The sequence below is a fragment of the Enterobacter sp. DNB-S2 genome, assembly GCF_019443845.1.
Classification (GTDB): Bacteria; Pseudomonadota; Gammaproteobacteria; order Enterobacterales; family Enterobacteriaceae; genus Enterobacter; species Enterobacter asburiae_B.
The window spans coordinates 4,481,675-4,500,219 of sequence record NZ_CP050520.1 but is presented as its reverse complement, the minus strand read 5'-3'; the positions used below and the strand labels follow the sequence as shown (position 1 = coordinate 4,500,219).

The window sequence follows — 18,545 nt, the reverse complement described above, 5'->3', positions numbered from 1 at the left end:
TAAAATAATTGCCGAACCGAGCTGGGGCGACAGGCCAGCAAATACATGAGAAAACGCAGGTGAAACGTGAAAAAGATAGCCATCCTCCCGCTTTACCAGGCACCGCACTATGCGGAGCAGGTCACCGACTGGCTCTGGCAGGCCTTTGGCGAAGGGCTTTCTCGGGAATTTTTCCACAGCATTGTTGAGCACAGCCAGACGCCGGGAGCATTACCGCTGACCTTTATCGCCGTAGAAGACGAACAGCTTGTTGGTACGGTAGGGCTCTGGCGCTGCGATTTGATCACCCGTCAGGATCTCTTTCCGTGGCTGGCGGCGCTCTACGTTGACGACGCGGCGCGAGGCAAGGGGCTGGCAGGAAAGCTACAGCAGCACGTTATTTCCTGGGCCGCGCAGGCGGGATATGAAGAGCTGCACCTCTGGTCTGCCTGCCGCGACTTCTACGAACGTTACGGCTGGCAGTATATCGGTGATGGGCTGGAATACCCCAACACCCGGGTTCACCTCTATCGTTATTCGCTCTGCGCTTCCGCAGGCGATGCAACGGAGTGACGGCGAACCAGCGTCGGGCTAAACAGATGCGTAATATCCGGCGGCTGGCGCTGTTCAGCCAGCGCTAGCGCCAGCTCGGCGGCCTGCGTTGCCATGGTGATAATCGGGTAGCGCACGGTGGTCAGACGCGGGCGCACGTAACGAGAGACCAGCACGTCATCGAAGCCAATCAGCGAAATTTCTGCCGGTACCTCAATCCCGTTGTCATTCAGCACCCCCATTGCCCCTGCGGCCATCGAGTCGTTATAGCTGGCAACCGCCGTGAAATTTCGTCCACGACCCAGCAGCTCGGTCATGGCCTGTTCACCGCCGCTCTCATCCGGTTCACCGTAGGCCACCAGACGGTCATTGCACGGCAGGCCGTTTTCGCGCAGGGCGTCGTAGTAGCCCTGCAGGCGATCTTCCGCATCAGAAATCGGGTGATTGGAACAGAGATAACCAATCCGGGTATGGCCCTGTTGAATCAGATGACGGGTCGCAAGCCAGGCGCCGTAGCGGTCGTCGAGGGCCACACAGCGTTTTTCAAACCCGGGAATAATGCGGTTGATGATCACCATTCCGGGCATCTGCTTCATCAGGTGAATCAGCTCGGCATCCGGGATCATTTTGGCGTGAACCACCAGCGCCGCGCAGCGGTGGCGGATCAGCTGCTCGATGGCCTGGCGTTCTTTTTGCTCATTATGATAGCCGTTGCCGATCAGCAAAAAATTGCCCGTCTGATAAGAGACCTGTTCAACCGCTTTCACCATGGCGCCGAAAAAGGGGTCGGAAACATCACCCACTACCAGCCCAATGGTTTCGGTGGACTGCTGGGCGAGCGCGCGGGCATTAGCATTGGGATGATAATTCAGGGATTCCATGGCGGTTTGTACCGCCTGGCGCGATGCGTCACTGGCTTTTGGGGAGTCGTTAATCACACGAGAGACGGTTGCCACCGACACACCTGCCAGACGGGCCACATCCTTTATTGTCGCCATTCATTACCTTCTTATTGGGGGTAAGCGTTTACACACCAAATAGTGTTGCGGAAAAGCGGCGCGCATTCAAGGGGAGCGGATTTCCGCGCTCCACAAACGTGACGCAGGACAACCCTGGTAGTGTAATCGTTACACGCGCATTCATGTCTGAAGAATGTCAATCTGAACCTTTGGTTACACTTTGCGTCAGGCTGTTGCGATTGGCCGATGGCGAGGTGGTCAAAGAGGTTGATACAGTCAAAGTCCCAGAGGTATTGATAGGTGGAATCAACTCCGGTTGATTAACACGCTTTACACCAACCTGCGTTTTTACGCAGGTTTTTTTTGCCTGATAGTTCAATCTGTAACAGCAACAGAGAATATTCACACCTGGTTGCACTTAGGCTCATTCCCTTGCGTTTTCCTGCTGGCGAAGCGCAGGGCGAACGGCCACAATCAAGATCCCAGAGGTATTGATTGGTGAGAATTCTTAGTACGGTTTCGTACTCATCTCTTGCACCAACCTGCGCGGATGCGCAGGTTTTTTTTCGCCTCCACTTTTGCTGTCGCTCCCGTATCACTTCTCGTGTAATCTGCCACCATTTACTATCAACCCTCCACACTGGCTGGCAAAGGGAGTTGAGATGCTATTTGGGTTCTTCCGTACACTGTTCCGTATTCTTTTTCGCATCCGCGTCACTGGCGATGCCCAGGCGCTTCGCGGTGAACGCGTTCTTATCACACCAAATCATGTTTCCTTTATAGACGGCATTCTGCTGGCGCTATTTTTACCCGTGCGCCCGGTGTTTGCGGTCTATACCTCTATCAGCCAGCAGTGGTACATGCGCTGGCTCACGCCGCTGATTGATTTTGTGCCGCTCGACCCGACAAAGCCGATGATGATTAAGCATCTGGTGCGTCTGGTTGAGCAGGGGCGTCCGGTGGTTATTTTCCCGGAAGGGCGTATTTCAGTGACCGGTTCGCTGATGAAAATTTACGACGGCGCGGGGTTTGTTGCCGCGAAATCAAAAGCGACCGTGGTGCCGCTGCGCATTGAAGGCGCAGAGTTGACCCATTTCAGCCGCCTGAAGGGGCTGGTGAAGCAGCGTCTGTTCCCAAAAATCACGCTGCATATTCTGCCGCCCACGTCGTTACCGATGCCGGAAGCGCCGCGTGCCCGCGATCGCCGTAAAATCGCCGGGGAAATGCTGCACCAGATTATGATGGAAGCGCGCATGGCCGTGCGCCCGCGCGAAACGCTGTACGAATCTCTGCTTTCCGCGCAGCACCGCTATGGCGCGAAGAAAAACTGCATCGAAGATATCAACTTTACCCCGGATACCTATCGCAAGCTGCTGACCAAGACCCTGTTTGTGGGCCGCATTCTTGAGAAGTACAGCAAAAAGGGCGAAAAGATTGGCCTGATGCTGCCTAACTCGGGCATCAGCGCGGCGGTGATTTTTGGTGCGGTTTCCCGGGGGCGCATCCCGGCAATGATGAACTACACGGCGGGGGTGAAAGGACTGACCAGCGCCATCACCGCTGCCCAGATTAATACCGTCTTTACTTCCCGTCAGTTCCTGGATAAAGGCAAGCTCTGGCATCTTCCCGAGCAGCTCACCCAGGTGCGCTGGGTCTTCCTGGAGGATCTGAAAGCGGACGTGACCACGGGTGATAAGCTGTGGATTTTTGCTCACCTGATGATGCCGCGTCTGGCGCAGGTCAAACAGCAGCCGGAAGATGACGCGATTATCCTCTTCACGTCGGGTTCGGAGGGCAACCCGAAAGGCGTCGTCCACAGCCACAAGAGCATTCTGGCGAACGTTGAGCAGATCAAAAGCATTGCCGACTTTACCGCGAATGACCGTTTTATGTCGGCGCTGCCGCTGTTCCACTCCTTTGGCCTGACGGTGGGGCTGTTTACGCCGCTGCTGACCGGCGCAGAAGTGTTCCTCTACCCAAGTCCGCTGCATTATCGCATTGTGCCAGAGCTGGTGTATGACCGTAACTGCACCGTCCTGTTCGGCACTTCAACCTTCCTCGGCAACTACGCGCGCTTCGCCAATCCGTATGACTTCTATCGCGTGCGGTATGTGGTGGCCGGTGCGGAAAAACTGCAGGAGAGCACGCGTCAGATCTGGCAGGACAAGTTTGGCCTGCGCATTCTCGAAGGCTATGGCGTTACCGAGTGTGCTCCAGTTGTCTCGATTAACGTTCCGATGGCGGCGAAGCCGGGTACGGTGGGCCGAATTCTGCCGGGGATGGACGCGCGTCTGCTGGCCGTGCCGGGCATTGAAGACGGTGGCCGTCTGCAGCTGAAAGGGCCAAACGTGATGAACGGTTATCTGCGCGTGGAAAACCCAGGCGTGCTTGAGGTGCCGACGACTGAAAACGTCAACGGCGAGGTTGAAACCGGCTGGTACGACACCGGCGATATTGTCCGTTTTGATGAACAAGGCTTTGTACAGATTCAGGGACGCGCGAAGCGCTTCGCCAAAATCGCCGGTGAAATGGTCTCGCTGGAAATGGTTGAGCAACTGGCGACGGCCGTGTCCGCGGATAAGATGCATGCGACGGTAGTGAAGAGCGATGCCAGCAAAGGCGAGGCGCTGGTGCTGTTTACGACCGACGCTGAGCTTAAGCGCGACAGGTTACTGAGCTATGCGCGTGAACACGGTATTCCTGAACTGGCGGTGCCGCGCGATATTCGCTTCCTGAAGCAGCTCCCGGTGCTGGGTAGCGGGAAGCCCGATTTCGTGACCCTGAAAGGCATGGTTGAAGAGGCGGAACAGCAAAATGCGTGAGTCAGTACACACTAACACATCGCTCAGATCGAAAGGCATGATGGCCGTTATCGCCGCACAGTTTCTCTCTGCGTTCGGTGATAACGCGCTGCTGTTTGCCACGCTGGCGCTGCTGAAGGCCGAGTTTTACCCCGACTGGAGCCAGCCGATCCTGCAGATGGTGTTTGTGGGCGCTTACATTATCTTTGCTCCGTTCGTCGGGCAGGTGGCGGACAGTTTCCCGAAAGGCCGGGTGATGATGTTTGCCAACGGCCTCAAGCTGCTGGGTGCCGCCAGCATTTGCTTTGGCTTCAACCCGTTTATTGGCTACACGCTGGTGGGCATCGGCGCTGCCGCCTACTCTCCGGCGAAGTATGGCATTCTCGGAGAGCTGACCACGGGCGATAAGCTGGTGAAAGCCAACGGCCTGATGGAGTCGTCAACCATTGCCGCAATCCTGCTCGGATCCGTCGCGGGCGGCGTACTGGCCGACTGGCATGTCCTGGCGGCACTGGGCATCTGCGCGGTGGTGTATGGCGGGGCGGTTGTGGCGAACCTGTTTATTCCCAAACTGCCGGTGGCTCGCCCGGGGCAATCCTGGCGCTTTAAACCAATGACCGGCAGTTTCTTTACCGCCTGTCGCGTGCTGTGGCGTAACGGTGAAACGCGTTTTTCCCTGATGGGAACCAGCATGTTCTGGGGCGCGGGCGTCACGCTGCGCTTCCTGCTGGTGCTGTGGGTGCCGGTAGCTCTGGGGATTACCGACAACGCGACGCCGACCTATCTTAACGCGATGGTGGCCATCGGCATTGTGGTGGGGGCAGGTGCGGCGGCGAAGCTGGTGACGCTCGAGACGGTAGCACGCTGCATGCCCGCAGGGATCCTGATTGGCGTCGTGGTGCTTATTTTCTCGCTGCAACATGCATTATTGCCTGCCTATGCCCTCCTCATCCTGATTGGTATTCTGGGCGGTTTCTTCGTGGTGCCGCTGAACGCGTTGCTGCAGGAACGTGGCAAGCAGACCGTCGGGGCGGGGAACGCCATCGCGGTACAAAACCTGGGTGAAAACCTGGCAATGCTGTTAATGCTGGGGCTCTACTCGCTGGCGGTAAAAGTCGGTGTGCCGGTGGTGGGGATCGGCGTCGGGTTTGGCGGGCTGTTTGCGCTGGCGATTGCGGGATTGTGGATCTGGCAACGTCGGCGCTGATAAGTGCGGCCTGATGCCCTCACCCCGGCCCTCTCCCACAGGGAGAGGGAGCAAACCCTAAAAACGGCAACCTGCGTTGCCGTTTTGCTTTTATTACGGCGCAGGATACGTATAAACCTGATGCACCGCTTCAATCTCCGCTAACACCTCTTCACTCAGGTTCAGATGGAAACTCTCAATATTGGTTTTCAGCTGTTCCATCGTGGTTGCGCCCAGCAGGGTGCTGGCAACAAACGGCTGACGACGCACGAAGGCCAGCGCCATCTGTGCAGGGTCAAGACCGTGACGCTTTGCGATATCCACATAGGCTGCAACGGCTTTCTGCGTCTGCTCGCCGCTGTAGCGGGTAAAGCGGCTAAAGAGGGTATTTCTCGCCCCGGCCGGTTTCGCGCCGTTCAGGTATTTCCCCGTGAGCGTGCCAAAGCCGAGACAGGAATAGGCGAGCAGTTCCACTTCTTCATATTGCGTCACTTCGGCCAGACCCACCTCATAGCTACGGTTAAGCAGGCTGTACGGATTCTGGATGGTAACGATACGCGGCAGATCGTGTTTATCCGCCAGATGCAGATAGCGCATTACGCCAAAGGCCGTTTCGTTAGAGACGCCAATGTAGCGGATTTTTCCAGCGCGCTGGCACTCGGTCAGCGCTTCCAGCGTTTCCAGCAGCGTTACGGCGGGGGCGCTCTCATTCCAGCTGTAGCCGAGCTTACCAAAGCAGTTGGTTGGACGCTGCGGCCAGTGCACCTGATACAGGTCGAGATAGTCGGTTTGCAGGCGCTTCAGGCTGGCGTCCAGTGCGGCGCGGATATTTTTGCGATCGAGGATCTGATTCGGGCGGATCCCGGTATCGTTGTTGCGCGCGGGGCCACTGACTTTTGAGGCAATCACCAGCTTTTCACGGTTGCCGCGTTTTGCCAGCCAGTTACCGACGTAGGTTTCGGTAAGTCCCTGCGTTTCCGGACGTGGCGGAACAGGGTACATCTCTGCAACATCAATCAGGTTAATCCCCTGACTAACGGCGTAATCGAGTTGTGCATGGGCATCGGCTTCGCTGTTTTGTTCACCAAATGTCATCGTGCCCAACCCCAGTTGGCTTATTTCCAGAGCGCTGTGGGGGATACGGTGATAATGCATAGCCGGCTTCCTCAGTAGACTTATAGACCGCGTCAGGGCGTGCCCGACAAAGGAATATAAACATGGCAGAGGGGAAGCAAAAGGGGAAGAAAAAAATCAAAAAGGCCAGCAAGCTACTGACCTTTATCTGTTTATCGCTCGATAATTTGCGATACTTCGTCGCGATTGATCTGCATTTTATTGCCTTCCTGGTCGCGGTAGCTGACCAGACCGGTATCATCGTCGACTTCGGGTTTGCCGTCGGTCAGGATCATTCGACCATCTTTTGTCGCCATGACGTAATCGCTGCTACAGCCCGATACGGCAAACGCTAAACCGACTGCTGAAACTAACACTGCCCATTTTTTCATCGTTATCGTCCTCATCTGGCGCGTATCAAATCATAATCTAGTATTAACCCGATATGGCGACTTGAGGAAGCGGTAAAATCTTAAAAAGCAGTCGATTATGTTTGAGAGCTCGCAAAATAAGTAAAAAACTATGTTTTTAACAGGAAATGACGGGCAAGGAGTGCGCCGGTGAAATTCTTTTTGAGATAAAAACCGCGCGGTAACGTCAGTATCGGCTCACCCTTCGCGCCGATTGCCTCGGTAAGCGCTTTGCTGTTGGCCGCTTTCGGGCGCAATTGTAAAACTTCTCCGTGTCGGGCGGTGATGCGCTCTACCTGCCCAAGCACAATCATGTCCATCAGCTCCTCCCAGTCCAGACGCAGCTGTTGCTCCTCATCGTCGTTCGGGCTCCAGAGCAGCGGCGCGCCAACGCGACGGTCAGCCAGGGGGATCTGACGTTCACCTTCGACCGGTACCCACAACACGCGCTTCAGCTTGTGGCGAACGTGGCTGGTTTCCCACGTTACGCCGGTGTTGCCGGTTAATGGCGCAACGCAGACGAAGGTGGTCTCAAGGGGCTTGCCCTGGCTGTCTATAGGGATGGTTTTTAACTCCACGCCAAGCGCTGCAAAATCCTGCTCGGGTTTGCTTCCTGCGCTGGCACCCAGCCACAGCTCAAGCAGCATGCCGATCCAGCCTTTATCCCGTTTCAGATCCTTCGGGATCTGAAGCCCTGCCATTGCCGCCAGCTCGCCAAGCGAAAAGCCTGCAAGACGCCGTGCCTGCTGTAGCAACTGACCTTCGCTGGATGGCGGTGAGAGCAAGGGTGTAAGCGGATGCATGAAGGTAACCTTTTGATTAAAAAATAAACTAAGAAATTGTCCCCTGTGGATAGAGTTTAACTATTTCTGTACCAATATTCCATGTGTATGATTTATAGGTTTTTTTATTGGTTTGAAATCGTTTTGCCAGACTCAGAAAACCGGTTGTTCAAATCTGGTCACTGACAATGAACAGGATCTTACACCATGTTATCCACAGAAAAATGGGATAACTGGGCATAACCCTGACTACTGTTTCAATTTACAGCCTTGACGTGCGATGAAAATCGAATTTTCAAACAAATTGTGACTAACTTATTGGCACAATCTGTGGATAAAACCGACGCTGTTCGATCTTTCATCAGCATGACGATCCCTGATGTGACGATCGTCACGATATTCTGTTTTGTGCTCATGGAAATACATTTAACTATTTGAAAATAATTGCATTATCTAATTAAGGTGAAAAAGGGGAGACTGCATCGTTTGAGGTTGTTCATCGGTAATTAGACACTTCTTCACAACTATATCCACAGAAAAGGTGAATAAAATTCCCTTCACCACCTCTCATCTGTTTATAACTCAGCACTTATTTGTGAGTTATTCAAATGTTATTAGGTTGCAGCCCTGTAAGAGAGTGGTTTACCACCTCCCTGTAGTGTGAAACAATCATTCATATATAAGGTTTAGTTTGGGGTAGTCCGGTGATTGATGACGATGGCTACCGCCCGAACGTAGGAATAGTAATTTGTAATCGTCAGGGCCAGGTAATGTGGGCCCGGCGATATGGTCAGCACTCCTGGCAGTTCCCGCAAGGCGGGATCAATCCGGGAGAGTCCCCAGAACAAGCGATGTACCGGGAGCTTTTTGAAGAGGTCGGTTTAAGCCGAAAAGATGTTCGCATCCTGGCTTCGACCCGCAACTGGTTGCGTTACAAGTTACCGAAACGTTTGGTGCGTTGGGACACAAAGCCGGTTTGTATCGGCCAGAAACAGAAGTGGTTTCTGTTGCAGTTGGTGGGCAACGATTCAGACATCAATATGCAAACCAGCAGTACGCCGGAGTTCGATGGCTGGCGCTGGGTGAGCTATTGGTATCCTGTTCGTCAGGTCGTGTCATTTAAACGCGATGTTTACCGTAGGGTGATGAAAGAGTTTGCAAGTGTGGTAATGCAGCTTCAGGAGATCCCGCCTAAGCCGCAGAGCGCACCTGCCTGGCGACGTAAAAGAGGTTAAGCTACGCAAATCATGCTCACCCGCTTGCGAGAAATAGTCGAGAAGGTGGCCAGTGCTCCGCGTCTGAACGAGGCGCTGAATATTCTGGTCACTGACATCTGTCTTGCGATGGAGACCGAAGTCTGTTCGGTGTATCTGGCCGACCACGATCGGCGCTGCTATTACCTGATGGCGACCCGTGGTTTGAAAAAACCACGTGGACGCACCGTCACGCTCGCATTTGATGAAGGTATCGTGGGCCTGGTTGGGCGGCTGGCTGAACCCATCAACCTTGCTGACGCGCAAAAACACCCCAGCTTTAAATACATCCCTTCCGTAAAAGAAGAGCGCTTCCGCGCTTTTCTTGGCGTGCCGATTATCCAGCGTCGCCAGCTGCTCGGCGTGCTGGTCGTCCAGCAGCGCGAGCTACGTCAGTACGATGAAAGCGAAGAGTCTTTCCTCGTCACGCTGGCCACGCAGATGGCGGCGATCCTCTCCCAGTCCCAGCTTGCCGCGCTCTTTGGTCAGTATCGCCATACGCGCATTCGTGCCCTTCCGGCATCACCAGGCGTAGCGATTGCGGAAGGCTGGATGGACGCCACGCTGCCGCTGATGGAGCAGGTTTACGAAGCCTCAACGCTAGATGAAGCGCTTGAGCGCGAGCGTCTTACCGCCGCGCTGGAAGAGGCGGCGAATGAATTTCGTCGTTACAGCAAGCGCTTTGCCGCAGGTGCACAAAAAGAGACGGCGGCCATCTTCGACCTCTATTCGCACCTGCTCTCCGACGCGCGTCTGCGTCGTGAGCTGTTTGCGGAAGTGGATAAAGGCTCGGTCGCAGAGTGGGCGGTTAAGAAGGTCATCGAAAAATTTGCCGACCAATTTGCGGCATTGACTGACGGTTACCTGAAAGAACGGGCTGGCGATCTCCGCGCCCTGGGACAGCGTCTGCTGTTCCATCTTGATGACACCATTCAGGGGGCGAATGCCTGGCCAAAACGGTTTGTTCTGGTCGCCGATGAGCTCTCGGCAACGACGCTGGCTGAACTGCCTCAGGACAGGCTGGCCGGTGTGGTGGTGCGCGATGGCGCAGCCAACTCGCATGCCGCCATTATGGTGCGCGCGCTGGGTATTCCAACCGTTATGGGCGCGGATATCCAGCCGTCGGTACTGCACCGCCGTACGCTGGTAGTGGACGGCTATCGCGGTGAGCTGCTGGTCGATCCTGAGCCGGTTCTGCTCCAGGAATACCAGCGCCTTATCAGCGAAGAGAATGAATTAAGCAAGCTGGCGGAGGATGACGTTAACCTGCCCGCACAGCTTAAGAGCGGAGAGCGGATCAAAGTCATGCTCAACGCCGGTTTAAGCCCTGAGCATGAAGAAAAGCTTGGCAGCCGCATCGACGGTATTGGCCTGTACCGTACTGAAATCCCGTTCATGCTGCAGAGCGGTTTCCCCTCCGAAGAGGAGCAGGTGGCGCAGTATCAGGGGATGCTGCAGATGTTTAACGACAAACCTGTCACCCTGCGAACCCTCGATGTCGGCGCGGATAAACAGCTGCCCTATATGCCGATCAGCGAAGAAAACCCTTGCCTGGGCTGGCGTGGGATCCGCATTACGCTCGATCAGCCGGAGATCTTCCTGATCCAGGTGCGTGCAATGCTGCGCGCCAACGCGGCGACGGGCAATCTCAGTATCTTACTCCCGATGGTCACCAGCATTGATGAGATCGACGAGTCCCGGCGACTGATCGAGCGCGCAGGCCGTGAAGTGGAAGAGATGATCGGCTATGCGATCCCTAAACCGCGGATCGGGGTGATGCTTGAAGTGCCGTCTATGGTCTTTATGCTGCCGCAGCTGGCAAACCGTGTTGATTTTATCTCTGTCGGCACGAACGACCTGACGCAATATATTCTGGCCGTCGACCGTAACAATACCCGCGTCGCCAGTATCTACGACAGCCTGCATCCGGCGATCATTCGCGCGTTAGCGATGATTGCCCGTGAAGCGGAACAGTACGGCATTGATTTACGCCTGTGCGGTGAAATGGCCGGGGATTCAATGTGCGTTGCGATCCTGATTGGTCTGGGATACCGCCATCTGTCGATGAACGGTCGCGCTGTCGCCCGCGTGAAGTACCTGCTGCGGCATATCGACATCAACGATGCCCGCGAGCTGGCTGAACGCAGCCTTGACGCGCAGCTGGCCGCTGAGGTTCGTCATCAGGTCGCCGCGTTTATGGAACGGCGCGGTATGGGCGGCCTGATCCGCGGCGGCCGCTAATCATCTTTCTGCCTCTCCCTCCGGGAGAGGGCTCCAGCGCGCATAAAACCCTATACACATCTTTTACATCTCTGGCGCATCCTCCGCGCCCGCCTTGTGCTATGATTCGCAACTTTGGAGCCTCTGCTTACGGCAGAATCGCATTTCTACCGCTGTCCACTTTCAGCGGAATAACAACATCTTGTGGTGACAGATGAACAGTGGTTATCTGCATTTTCCGGAATTTGATCCGGTCATTTTCTCAGTAGGACCTGTTTCGCTTCACTGGTACGGTCTGATGTACCTGGTGGGCTTCATTTTTGCCATGTGGCTCGCTGGCCGTCGCGCCAGTCGTCCGGGCAGCGGCTGGACGAAAAACGAAGTTGAAAACCTGCTCTATGCGGGCTTCCTCGGCGTGTTCCTCGGTGGCCGCATTGGGTACGTGCTGTTCTATAACTTCCCGGTATTCCTGAACGATCCGCTCTATCTGTTCCGCGTGTGGGACGGCGGCATGTCCTTCCACGGCGGCCTGATTGGGGTGATCCTGGTGATGGTGATTTTTGCCAAACGCACCAAACGCAACTTCTTCCAGGTTTCAGATTTTATCGCACCGCTGATCCCGTTTGGTCTCGGCGCTGGCCGTCTGGGTAACTTTATCAACGGTGAGCTGTGGGGTCGCGTCGACCCGAGCGTTCCGTACACGATGCTCTTCCCGGGCTCCCGCGCAGAAGATATCGCGCTGCTGCCATCACACCCGGAGTGGCAGTCCATTTTCGATACCTACGGCGTTCTGCCGCGCCATATGTCTCAGCTGTACGAGCTGGCGCTGGAAGGCGTTGTGCTGTTTATCATCCTCAACCTGTTTATCCGCAAACCGCGTCCGATGGGCGCTGTCTCCGGCCTGTTCCTGATTGGCTACGGCGCATTCCGTATTATCGTCGAGTTCTTCCGTCAGCCAGACGCACAGTTTACCGGCGAGTGGGTGCAGTACATCAGCATGGGGCAGATCCTCTCCATTCCGATGATTGTCGCGGGTGCCATTATGATGATTTGGGCGTATCGTCGTCGTCCACAGCAACAAATTTCCTGAGGAACCATGAAACAGTATCTTGAATTGATGAAAAAAGTGCTCGACGAGGGCACGCCGAAAAACGACCGCACCGGCACCGGTACGCTCTCCATTTTTGGCCACCAGATGCGCTTCAACCTGCAAGAAGGCTTCCCACTGGTGACGACAAAGCGCTGCCATTTGCGCTCGATCATTCATGAACTGCTCTGGTTCCTGCAAGGCGATACCAACGTTGCGTATCTGCACGAGAATAACGTCTCAATCTGGGACGAGTGGGCAGATGAAAACGGCAACCTGGGCCCGGTTTACGGCAAGCAGTGGCGCGCCTGGCCAACGCCTGATGGCCGCCATATTGACCAGATCACCACCGTGATGAACCAGCTGAAAAACGATCCGGACTCGCGCCGAATCATCGTTTCCGCCTGGAACGTCGGTGAGCTGGATAAAATGGCGCTGGCACCTTGCCACGCGTTCTTCCAGTTTTATGTCGCTGACGGCAAGCTCTCCTGCCAGCTCTATCAGCGCTCCTGTGACGTGTTCCTCGGCCTGCCGTTTAACATTGCCAGCTATGCGCTGTTGGTCCACATGATGGCGCAGCAGTGCGACCTGGAAGTGGGTGATTTTGTCTGGACCGGTGGGGACACCCATCTTTACAGCAACCATATGGAACAGACGCATCTCCAGCTGACCCGCGAACCGCGTGCTCTGCCAAAGCTGATTATCAAGCGCAAACCGGCATCAATCTTCGATTACCGCTTTGATGATTTCGAGATTGAGGGCTATGACCCGTATCCGGGCATCAAAGCGCCCGTCGCTATCTGATGCGATAAAGCGTGACACAACCGGTGCTCTTTAGCGCCGGTTTTTTTTCGCCTTTATCCCGTTTCCCGAAGCGCTATCCAGAAAGCGTGCAACGCGCTGCAACACTCCTGATTCTCCGGATAACGCCTCGTAAAACGAGGATCCGTCGCTCGTCATGTTCACCGCGCTTCGCCACACTCCCGATATGAAAAAAGAGAACGGTTTTACGCTTATCGAAACGCTGGTCGCGATTTCGCTTGTCGTTATCCTCAGCGCCTCAGGTCTTTACGGCTGGGACAGCTGGCAGCGGCAGCAGCGGCTGTGGCAAACCGCCAGTCAGGTACGAGATTACCTGCTGTTTCTGCGCAATCATGCCAACCGCTACAACCGCGACCATCAAATTACCCATCAGCGGGTGGGAGGCATGGATTGTCTGCTGAGCTCTGCCGCGCAAGGCTGTGAGAAGGGCAATCCCTTTGTGCTGATTCCGCTCTGGCCTGAGGTCGCGATCGGCGAGGTAACGCCGTCGCTCGCGTTCTATGGATTAAAGGATACGGCTTGGGCTGGGCGGATACGCGTTCAAAGCCGCGCAGGAGAATGGCTGATTATTGTCTCAAATGGAGGACGCATCAGGATGTGTAAGGTCTCTGCGGGAGGTTCATGTCGATGAAGCAGCGAGGTTTCTCACTGACCGAAGTTCTGATTGCCACGGCGATTAGCAGCCTCCTGCTGATAAGCGCATCGCGTTTTTTACCCGGCTTGCAGCGGGCGGTCTTAGCGCAATCCGGCCAGAGACAACTGGAGGAAGAAGTCTGGCACCATCTGTTCGCCCTGGGCAAACAGCTCCAGCGTGCGGGATACTGCGCGGGAAACTGTCAGGGACAGGCGCTGGTGACAGCCAGGCAAGGAAGTTGCGTCATTGTGCGGTGGGATGCCAACAGTAACGGCAGCTGGGATAACAGCGCATCAGAAAATGACAGCACCGGTTTTCGACTGGAGTCTGGCGCGCTGGAAACCCAGCGTGGAGCGACCTCATGTGAAGGAAAAGGATGGGAAAAGCTCACGGACCCGGACAGGCTTACTATCGCGCATTTTGTAGTGAGGACAGTGGAACATGCCGGTTTTACGCCCGAGGTGAATATCGAACTGGCGGCGATTCGTAAAGGCGAGCAGGAGGAGCCCTGGCAGGCGTTGTATACGGTCACGGGGTACAACCTGTGAATCGTCAACGCGGCATGTCTTCGCTGGCGATGGTTCTGCTTTTACTGGTGCTCGGTACTCTGATCCTCACCGGTCTCAATCAGCAGCTCACAACGTTTAGCGCGCTCGTCGGCGGTGAGAGCCGTTCGCTTCAGCAGCAGGCGGCGGTACAGTCCGCGCTTGAGTGGGGACGGGTTCAGAGCTGGTCGTCAGAGCCACAGGTTCAGTGCAAGAAGACTCCTGCGTGGCGAGCGTGTTTGCGCCCGCTGAGTGGGGCGCGTGTGCTGCTGATTGCCGGAGACAGCGACCTGCTGCTCTGGCGCTCAGGAGAGATTGTCGACGGGAACGTTCGCTTTTCGCCTCATGGCTGGAGTGATTTTTGTCCCCTTAAGGAGAGCGCGTTATGCCAGCTGCCGTGAGCAGAGAAAAAGGGTTTAGCATGGTTGAGGTACTGCTGGCGATGATGCTGCTGGTGATCGTCGTGACGGCTTTGTCCGGCTATCATCGGGCGTTGGCGGCTCGGTTTACCCTGTTTAACCAGTATCGACAGCTCTGGCATCATGCATGGAATCAGTCTCAGCTCTCAACAAATGTTCTCCCGGCTGGCTGGCAGGCCAGTCGGGGGCAGACAACGCACGCAGGATGTGTCAGCATCACGGTCACACTTATTTCTCCTCTGGGGCGGCGCGGTGAGATAACGCGCCTGCATTGCCCGGTTAGCCAGTAGTCGGGAGCGTCTATGTTAAGGGTCTACCACTCAAATCGTCTGGATGTGCTGGAAGCGCTGATGGAATTTATCGTTGAGCGCGAGCGGCTTGACGATCCTTTTGAGCCTGAAATGGTGCTGGTGCAGAGCACCGGTATGGCACAGTGGCTGCAAATGTCGCTTTCCCGTAAATTTGGCATAGCCGCAAATATTGATTTCCCGCTGCCCGCGAGCTTTATCTGGGAGATGTTTGTGCGCGTGTTGCCGGACATCCCGGAGCAGAGCGCCTTCAACAAGCAAGGCATGAGCTGGAAGCTCATGGCGCTGCTGCCGGAAATGCTGCAGCACGATGAATTCGCCATGCTGCGCCACTACCTCAATGACGATACCGATAAGCGCAAGCTGTTCCAGCTGGCGTCGCGCACCGCCGATCTCTACGACCAATACCTTGTTTACCGTTCTGACTGGTTAATTCGTTGGGAAGCGGGCGAGTTGGTTGAAGGGCTACCGGAGGCGCAAATATGGCAGGCACCGCTGTGGAAAGCGCTGGTAGAGCATACGGAGAAACTTGGGCAGCCTAAGTGGCACCGTGCCAACCTGTACGATCGGTTTATCTCCATACTCGAGAATGCGTCGGAGCGCCCGGCCCGACTGCCGTCACGCGTTTTTATCTGCGGGATATCCGCATTACCGCCTGTTTATCTGAAGGCGCTGAACGCGCTGGGTAAACATATTGATATCCATATTTTGTTCACCAACCCTTGCCGACAGTATTGGGGGGATATCCTCGACGAACGTTGGCTTGCGCGGCTGGTGACTCGCCAACGAAAGCGCCTTTTTGAAGAACGTTCCGTCCCGCTGTTTAAAGACGGCTCGACTGCCGGGCAGCTTTTTGATGAAGACGGTATCCAGAACCTGCCCAATCCACTGCTTGCCTCGTGGGGGGAGCTGGGGCGTGACTACATTCACATGCTTTCAGACATCACTTCATCAGGCGAAGGTGACGTGGATGCCTTTGTCGATATTGCCCCGGATAGCCTGCTGCATCATATTCAGCTGGATATCCTCGATCTGGAAAACCGTGCCGTGATGGGCGTGACGGCGAAAGAATTCGAACGCAGCGACAGCAAGCGCAAGCTGGATGCTGACGATCGCAGCATCACGATCCATGTTTGCCATAGCCCTCAGCGTGAGGTCGAAGTGCTTCACGACCAGCTGCTGGCGATGCTGCAGGACGATCCCGAACTGACGCCACGCGATATTGTGGTGATGGTGGCGGATATCGACAGCTACAGTCCCTTCATTCAGGCCGTTTTTGGCAGTGCGACGGGCGAGCGATATCTGCCTTACGCTATCTCTGACCGTCGTGCCCGTCAGTCGCATCCGGCATTGCAGGCCTTTATCACTCTGCTTTCACTGCCGGATAGCCGCTTTATCTCCGAAGATGTCCTGGCGTTACTGGATGTTCCCGTGCTGGCTGCACGCTTCAACATCAATGAAGAGGGGCTGCGCTACCTTCGCCAGTGGGTGAATGAATCTGGCGTACGCTGGGGGATCGATGACGATAACGTTCAGGAGTTCGAACTTCCTCCAACCGGGCAGCACACGTGGCGTTTTGGCCTGACGCGTATGCTGCTGGGCTACGCCATGGAGAGCAGCCAGGGCGAGTGGAATGAGGTGCTGCCTTACGATGAGTCCAGCGGGTTAATTGCTGAACTGGTGGGGCATTTAGCGTCACTCCTGATGCAGCTTAACCGCTGGCGACACGAACTGATGCAGCCGCGTCCGCTTGAAGCGTGGATCCCGGTTTGCAGGGCATTGCTTAATGATTTCTTCCTGCCAGACAGTGACACCGAAGCGGCAATGGCACTGATTGAAACGCAGTGGCAGGCGATCGTCGATGAAGGCGTGAATTCCCATTATCAGGATGCAATCCCACTGTCGCTGTTGAGGGATGAGCTAACGCAGCGGCTTGACCAGGAGCGAATCAGCCAGCGTTTCCTGGCAGGCCCCATCAATATCTGCACCCTGATGCCAATGCGTTCTATCCCGTTTAAAGTGGTCTGTCTGCTTGGCATGAACGACGGCGTTTATCCGCGCGCGCTGGCGCCGCTGGGGTTCGATTTGATGAGCGCAAATCCAAAGCGGGGCGACCGTAGCCGCCGCGATGATGACCGCTACCTCTTCCTTGAGGCGCTCATTTCCGCCCAGAGTAAGCTCTATATCAGCTATATCGGCCGTTCCATTCAGGACAACAGCGAGCGTTTTCCCTCCGTTCTGGTGCAGGAGCTGGTGGACTATATCGGCCAGAGTCACTATCTGACGGGGGATGAAGAGCGCAACTGCGATGAAAGCGAGATGAGGGTGAAAGCCCATATCACCTGTTTCCACAGCCGCATGCCGTTTGACCCGGTGAACTACACGCCCAGCGAGCGCCAGAGCTATGCGCAGGAGTGGCTACCGGCGGCGAAAAAGGAGGGGAGTGCGCATACCGATTTCATTCAGGAGCTTGACCCGCGCCCTGTCGACACCCTGACCTTCGAACAGCTTCAGCGGTTTTGGGCGCATCCGGTGCGCGCCTTCTTCCAGCAGCGATTGCAGGTCAACTTCCGTTCTGAAGAGAGTGAAATTCCTGATGCAGAGCCTTTTACGCTGGAAGGGCTGGAGCGCTACCAGTTAAACCTGCAGCTGTTGAATGCGCTGGTTGACGAGGAAGATGCGGACAAACTTTACCGCCGCTACCGTGCTGCAGGACAGTTGCCCTATGGGGCGTTCGGAGAAATTGTGTGGGAGGCGCAGTGTCAGGAGATGACCGCCCTGGCAGAGCGCGTAAGAGAGTGCCGACAGCCAGGGAAAAGCATTGAAATCGATCTCAACTGCAATGGTGTACAGCTCACGGGCTGGTTAACCCAGGTTCAGCCGGACGGGCTGCTGCGCTGGCGGCCTTCTATGCTGAGCGTTTCACAGGGTTTGCAACTCTGGCTGGAACATCTTGTCTACAGTGCGGATGGTCATAAAGGTGAAAGTCGGATTTTCGTGCGCAAAGAGGGCGAATGGCGCTTCCCGCCGATGGAGTCTGAGCAGGCGTTACGGTATCTGTCTTTGTACATTGAGGGCTACCGTCAGGGAATGAACAAACCGCTCCTGCTGTTGCCGGAAAGTGGCGGGGCCTGGATAAAAGCCTGTTATGACGCACAGAATGATGCGATGTTAACGGATGAGGCGTCACTGCAGAAAGCGCGCAGTAAATTTATGCAGGCCTACGAAGGAAACATGATGGTGCGGGGCGAAGGAGAAGATGTCTGGTATCAGCGCTTATGGCGAACGCTTGAGCCAGAGTACTTTGAGGCCATCACGGAAGAGGCGCAGCGCTACCTGCTGCCGTTGTTTAAATTTAATCAGTCCTGAGCGCTGTATAAAAATTGCGCAGCATGGGGTGTTCAATTATGATGCACTTCTTATCACGGACTGATGTACCCAATAAAGAGATGTTGGCGTGTCCAGCACGCAATGT

General features: G+C 55.6%; 16 protein-coding genes. 12 read left to right on the top strand and 4 right to left on the bottom strand.

Annotation, left to right across the window (positions count from 1 at the left end; translation table 11 throughout):
- Positions 1–75 precede the first annotated feature (75 nt).
- A complete protein-coding gene (locus HB664_RS21675) occupies positions 76–552 on the top strand; it encodes a GNAT family N-acetyltransferase (RefSeq protein ID WP_219940856.1) in 477 nt (158 codons plus the stop codon).
- Here the strand turns inward: HB664_RS21675 and galR are convergent.
- Positions 513–1,529, bottom strand: a complete 1,017-nt coding sequence (galR, locus tag HB664_RS21670; RefSeq protein WP_023309052.1) for an HTH-type transcriptional regulator GalR — start codon at positions 1,527–1,529, stop codon at positions 513–515. The genes HB664_RS21675 and galR overlap by 40 nt on opposite strands.
- 623 nt (positions 1,530–2,152) lie before the next feature.
- Between galR and aas the strand changes: the two genes are divergently transcribed.
- Together aas and lplT are read left to right on the top strand one after the other, a co-directional pair.
- The gene (gene aas, locus HB664_RS21665) at positions 2,153–4,312 is read left to right on the top strand and encodes a bifunctional acyl-ACP--phospholipid O-acyltransferase/long-chain-fatty-acid--ACP ligase (protein ID WP_219940198.1); all 2,160 of its coding nucleotides are present in this window, start codon (positions 2,153–2,155) and stop codon (positions 4,310–4,312) included.
- Positions 4,305–5,498 carry a lysophospholipid transporter LplT gene (gene lplT, locus HB664_RS21660; protein WP_219940197.1) on the top strand — a complete coding sequence of 398 codons (1,194 nt, stop codon included), beginning with the start codon at positions 4,305–4,307 and terminating at the stop codon, positions 5,496–5,498. Before aas ends, lplT begins: the two co-directional genes overlap by 8 nt.
- A gap of 93 nt (positions 5,499–5,591) precedes the next feature.
- Here lplT and HB664_RS21655 read toward each other — a convergent pair whose 3' ends face one another.
- From HB664_RS21655 to mutH, 3 genes are all read right to left on the bottom strand, one after another.
- Positions 5,592–6,632 carry an NADP(H)-dependent aldo-keto reductase gene (locus HB664_RS21655; RefSeq protein ID WP_023309049.1) on the bottom strand — a complete coding sequence of 347 codons (1,041 nt, stop codon included), beginning with the start codon at positions 6,630–6,632 and terminating at the stop codon, positions 5,592–5,594.
- 131 nt (positions 6,633–6,763) lie between these two features.
- Entirely contained in the window at positions 6,764–6,982 is a 219-nt protein-coding gene (locus HB664_RS21650; protein ID WP_008499668.1) for a YgdI/YgdR family lipoprotein, read from the bottom strand.
- 128 nt (positions 6,983–7,110) lie between these two features.
- Entirely contained in the window at positions 7,111–7,803 is a 693-nt protein-coding gene (gene mutH, locus HB664_RS21645; protein ID WP_033146444.1) for a DNA mismatch repair endonuclease MutH, read from the bottom strand.
- A gap of 683 nt (positions 7,804–8,486) precedes the next feature.
- Here mutH and rppH point away from each other — a divergent pair.
- The 9 genes from rppH to recC all read left to right on the top strand — a co-directional run bounded on the left by rppH (position 8,487) and on the right by recC (position 18,439).
- A complete protein-coding gene (gene rppH, locus HB664_RS21640; RefSeq protein WP_013098553.1) occupies positions 8,487–9,017 on the top strand; it encodes an RNA pyrophosphohydrolase in 531 nt (176 codons plus the stop codon).
- A 12-nt stretch (positions 9,018–9,029) separates the two neighbouring features.
- A complete protein-coding gene (ptsP, locus tag HB664_RS21635) occupies positions 9,030–11,276 on the top strand; it encodes a phosphoenolpyruvate--protein phosphotransferase (RefSeq protein WP_219940196.1) in 2,247 nt (748 codons plus the stop codon).
- A 193-nt stretch (positions 11,277–11,469) separates the two neighbouring features.
- The gene (gene lgt, locus HB664_RS21630; protein WP_023309046.1) at positions 11,470–12,345 is read left to right on the top strand and encodes a prolipoprotein diacylglyceryl transferase; all 876 of its coding nucleotides are present in this window, start codon (positions 11,470–11,472) and stop codon (positions 12,343–12,345) included.
- A gap of 6 nt (positions 12,346–12,351) precedes the next feature.
- Entirely contained in the window at positions 12,352–13,146 is a 795-nt protein-coding gene (gene thyA, locus HB664_RS21625) for a thymidylate synthase (protein ID WP_214538918.1), read from the top strand.
- 184 nt (positions 13,147–13,330) lie between these two features.
- A complete protein-coding gene (locus HB664_RS21620; RefSeq protein ID WP_033146582.1) occupies positions 13,331–13,795 on the top strand; it encodes a prepilin peptidase-dependent protein in 465 nt (154 codons plus the stop codon).
- A complete protein-coding gene (locus tag HB664_RS21615; RefSeq protein WP_219940195.1) occupies positions 13,786–14,346 on the top strand; it encodes a prepilin peptidase-dependent protein in 561 nt (186 codons plus the stop codon). Before HB664_RS21620 ends, HB664_RS21615 begins: the two co-directional genes overlap by 10 nt.
- Positions 14,343–14,744: a DUF2509 family protein gene (locus HB664_RS21610; RefSeq protein ID WP_087823252.1), complete on the top strand. Its 402-nt coding sequence runs from the start codon at positions 14,343–14,345 to the stop codon at positions 14,742–14,744. The genes HB664_RS21615 and HB664_RS21610 overlap by 4 nt, the downstream gene beginning before the upstream one ends.
- Complete coding sequence (locus HB664_RS21605) at positions 14,729–15,052, top strand: prepilin-type N-terminal cleavage/methylation domain-containing protein (protein WP_047173533.1); 324 nt, start codon at positions 14,729–14,731, stop codon at positions 15,050–15,052. Before HB664_RS21610 ends, HB664_RS21605 begins: the two co-directional genes overlap by 16 nt.
- A gap of 12 nt (positions 15,053–15,064) precedes the next feature.
- Positions 15,065–18,439 (top strand): exodeoxyribonuclease V subunit gamma, encoded by a 3,375-nt coding sequence (recC, locus tag HB664_RS21600; protein WP_219940194.1) that lies wholly within the window; start codon positions 15,065–15,067, stop codon positions 18,437–18,439.
- The last annotated feature ends 106 nt before the right edge of the window (positions 18,440–18,545 follow it).